3 protein-coding genes and 1 pseudogene are annotated in these 4,062 nt (G+C 61.5%); 2 read left to right on the top strand and 2 right to left on the bottom strand.

Annotation, left to right across the window (positions count from 1 at the left end):
* Together HF921_RS00930 and HF921_RS00925 are read right to left on the bottom strand one after the other, a co-directional pair.
* Positions 1-361, bottom strand: a pseudogene (locus tag HF921_RS00930) (ABC-type transport auxiliary lipoprotein family protein); the annotation flags it as partial.
* 4 nt (positions 362-365) lie between these two features.
* The gene (locus tag HF921_RS00925; protein WP_215893119.1) at positions 366-1,304 is read right to left on the bottom strand and encodes an MlaD family protein; all 939 of its coding nucleotides are present in this window, start codon (positions 1,302-1,304) and stop codon (positions 366-368) included.
* A 150-nt stretch (positions 1,305-1,454) separates the two neighbouring features.
* Between HF921_RS00925 and HF921_RS00920 the strand changes: the two genes are divergently transcribed.
* Entirely contained in the window at positions 1,455-2,108 is a 654-nt protein-coding gene (locus HF921_RS00920; RefSeq protein WP_215893118.1) for a protein-L-isoaspartate O-methyltransferase family protein, read from the top strand.
* Between the two features lie 106 nt (positions 2,109-2,214).
* Entirely contained in the window at positions 2,215-3,987 is a 1,773-nt protein-coding gene (locus tag HF921_RS00915) for a M61 family metallopeptidase (RefSeq protein ID WP_215893117.1), read from the top strand.
* Positions 3,988-4,062 lie beyond the last annotated feature (75 nt).

Raw genomic sequence — 4,062 nt, 5'->3', positions numbered from 1 at the left:
CAGCCCGCCACTGGCCGGAGTACGCCAATTGATGCTGCAAGCGGCTGGCAATCATCTGCGGCGGGGTGCCAACCCAGCGGGCGTCCCGGTAGGCCAGCAGGCGCTGTGGCTCCTGATAGAGCAAATGATACTGGTAGGCGTCCGTTTTCAGCCAATGCGCGGCGCTGACGCGAGCCAAGCGCAGCACGGGCAGCGCCGTCGTGGTGCCTTTGGTGCTGGCCAGAGGGACGGGATGCGACGGCATAATATCGTAGGGTGCCTGCCAAGGGACACTGCTGGCACAACCAGCGGCAAGCAGAACCATGCCTGCCAGCATCATGCGCTTCCCCGCGGGTGAATATTCAGAAAGAGGGTGTCGCATGCGCTCAGTTTCCTCCCGTGGAAAAACCCGGCTCACCCGGTCCCGGCGGCGGGCCACGATCACCATAGAGCAACGATTGCGGGGAGCGCTGCAGCGAATGGCTGAGAGCTGCCAACGCCGCGCTGCTGGCCATCAGGCTTTGGGTGAGGTGATTCACCCGCGGCAAGGTATCGTAATTGAGGGTGTTCGCCGCCCGCTCTCCTGCAACGCTGAGTCCACGCAGTGACTTGGCGGCCTCCGCCGTATCCGCCAGCGGCGCTTGCGCCGCCACGGTCAGCGCATCAAGATGGGCAATGAGCAGATGGCTCGCCACCATGGTGGACCGGGTGGCAGCGACCATGGCAGGCAGGGCTTTAATGGTCGGCAATAATGCCGTCTCCATTTGCACCAGCTGGTCTGTGGCCTGGTCCATGTGGGTAAGCGTCTGCGCAAAACTTGTGCGATTCTCGTCCGTTAAAAGCGCGTTCAGGCGATTAGCCAACTCGTTGCTGCGATTCACCAGCGATTCGCCATTCCGGGACAACACTTCAAAAAAGCTGGGATGCATAGGGATTTCAGCCAGTCGACCGGGCACCCTCGGCAAAGGTGCGAAGTCGGTGCCGTGATCGGTCAGGGACAAATAACTTAGCCCGGTCACCCCTTGCGGCGCCAGTTCGGCGAAGGTCGCGCGAGTAATGGGCGTCGCCTTGTCCACCTTGATCCGCACCCTGATCATGCGCGGATTCGTCGGGTCCAGGCCAATCGCGGTCACTTCTCCCACCCGCACACCTTTGAAGCGCACCGGCGCCTGAAGGGTGAGGCCCGCAACGCTGTAGGGAGAAATCACGTCGAAGGCGACACCCGGCCGCGCACCACGATGCATCCACAACCCGACTACCGCCACTCCGACACCCAGTACGGCCAAAAAAATGAGTGCTATCAGCGCGTGCGCACGGCTCTCCAAGAGGAACTCCTTTGCAATATCAGTGGCTATTGGAGCACAGGACGGACGCCAAGCCAATCACCATCTTACGGGTGCGCGATGTACGCGTGGATTGACTTGCCACCGGACCCATGCCTAAATGGTGGAAAACTACTGGAACCCTGATTCTCTATGGACTTTGAAGCCCTCCGCCGTACCATGATTGACACCCAGATCCGCACCTGGGATGTGCTCGACCCTCGTGTGCTGGCCACTGTTGCGCAAGTAAAGCGTGAATTTTTCGTGCCGACCCCCTATCGGCATCTGGCTTTTGCTGATTTTACTTTACCGCTGGGGCACAGCGAGATCATGTGGACGCCGAAGATGGAGGCGCGGGTCTTGCAAGAGCTGGATCTGCATGAACAGGATCGGGTGCTGGAGATCGGCACCGGAAGCGGCTATCTGACGGCACTGATGGCACAACTCGCGGGGATGGTACACAGCGTCGAAGATCGCGCCGAACTCTCCCGAACGGCGGAAGGCCGTTTGCGGGTGCAGGGCGTGCATAATGCCCACCTGCACGTTGGCGACGGCTCCACTGGCTGGGCGGATAACGCACCCTATGATGCCATCTGTATCACCGGATCCTTGCCGGTGCTGCCGGAGGTCTTCAAAGAGCAACTGTCCGTTGGCGGACGATTAATAGCTATCCTCGGCACCGGCCCCGCCATGCGGGTGCGGCGGATTTTCCATTCCCAGCCAGGCATCTTCGAATACTCGGAACTCTTCGAGACAGAAATTCCGCCCTTGCGTCACAAGCCGCTGCCGGCCCGCTTCGTATTCTGAGCGATCATGCGTATTCAGGCCGGGCAAAGAGCATCATCCTCGCCATTGGATCTGCAGGATCGCCTGCTCGGCACCCTCCCCCCCGCCTGGCGTTAGGAGTGCTGCCTTGAGTTCTGTCCCACTGAGTTACCAGATCAGCGTCGCGCCGCAAGCGCATCTTTTTCAGGTGTCTCTGAATATTTCCGAGCCGGACCCGGAGGGACAGATTCTCGCCCTGCCCGCGTGGGCGCCCGGCAGCTATACTATCCGCGACCTCGCCCGCCATGTGACACAAATCCACGCAGAACGTAATGGGCAGGATGTCGCCCTGCACAAAATCGGTAAGGACCGCTGGCGTCTCGCGGCGGGCCATGGTCCGGTCGTCGTCCGTTACGCCGTGTACGCTTTCGACCGCTCGGTACGCACAGCATATCTGGATGATCAGGGGGGCTTTTTCAACGGCCCGGCCATCTACTTGCGGGTCCTGGGACAGGAAGATCAAGCGCACGCAGTCCTCCTGGAAGGTCCGGAAGACTGGCAGGTGGCCACCGCCCTCCCCCGGCAAAGCGGTGCGACCTGGGGCTGGGGCAGCTTTATTGCCGCTGAGTATCGCGCCCTCATTGATCATCCGCTGCTCATGGGCACGCTCACGCTGCTGGACTTTTCGGCAGGAGAGCGGCCCCATCACCTGCTCATTCAAGGCATCCATCAGGCAGACTTGCAGCGGTTGGGTCCAGATCTGGCACGCATCTGTGACTGGCAACAGCGTTTCTGGGGCGATGCCGCCTTTGCCGAGTACCACTTTCTGTGCATGACCAGTGCTGATGGCTATGGGGGATTGGAGCATCGCGCTTCCAGCGCCCTCCTCTGCGCCCGGGATGACCTGAGTGGCCGCAACGAAGACCATTATCAGCGTTTCCTGGGTCTGGTCAGTCACGAGTATTTCCATGGCTGGCTGGTGCAGGCCATTCGTCCCGCTGTGCTCAGCGCCAGCGCCCTGGATCGGGAGGCGCTCACCCGCGATCTCTGGATCTTCGAGGGCATCACCTCCTACTATGATGATCTCTGCCTGCGCCGCGCCGGTCTGACCACGCCCGCGGAATACCTACGCGGAGTCGGAAAGGAACTGACCCGTCTGCTGCGTCGCCCCGGACGTTTCCTGCAAAGTCTCGCGGAGTCCAGTGAAGATGCCTGGATCAAGCTCTATCATCCCCATGCCAACAGCGCCAACTTTGAGGTCAGTTATTATAACAAAGGCGCCCTGCTGGCCCTCTGTCTGGACCTCAGCCTGCGTCTGGAAAGTGACGACGGTCGGAGCCTCGACACCTTGCTCACCCGGTTGTGGCAAGATTACGGCCGCACCGGCAAAGCACTGCCGGAAGGCCAATGCATCCATCTGGTCGAGGCGCTCGCCGGGCCGACGCTCGCTGCGCGTTTGGAGTCCTGGCTCACGGAGAAAACCGACTTACCGCTGCGCGCACTGTTGGCGGAAATGGGCATTGCGCTCCATCTGCGCGCGGCCTGTGGCCCGCAGGATGAGGGCGGACAGGCCTGCGAAAAAACCCCACCGGTCTGGCTGGGTGCGCACTGGCGTCCGCACGCGCTGGGTGCCCAATTGCACCATGTACAGAGTGGCGGCCCTGCCGAGCAGGCGGGGTTGTCGCCGGACGACATTCTCGTCGCCCTCGACGGCGTCCGGACCACAGCGGAACATATGCCGACACAACTGGATGCGCTTTCCGCGGGTGCAGCGCTACGTATCCACTTTTTCCGCGATGACATCCTTATGGAAACTCAACTGACCCCGGCTCCGCCGCCACCGGATACGGCTTGGCTGGAATTACTGGAGGATGCGGATGAAGTCGTCCTTGCCCGCCGCCGTGCATGGCTGGAAGCATAGTTCCCAGTCGTAACAGCCGCACATGCCTGCATCGCTCTGGTAAGCCGTGCCGCTGGGCGCCCGTCCTGCCGCAAG

It is taken from the genome of Acidithiobacillus ferriphilus, assembly GCF_018854775.1.
Classification (GTDB): Bacteria; Pseudomonadota; Gammaproteobacteria; order Acidithiobacillales; family Acidithiobacillaceae; genus Acidithiobacillus; species Acidithiobacillus ferriphilus.
The sequence above is the reverse complement of the archived record's forward strand: the minus strand, read 5'-3'. Positions and strand labels throughout refer to the sequence as shown.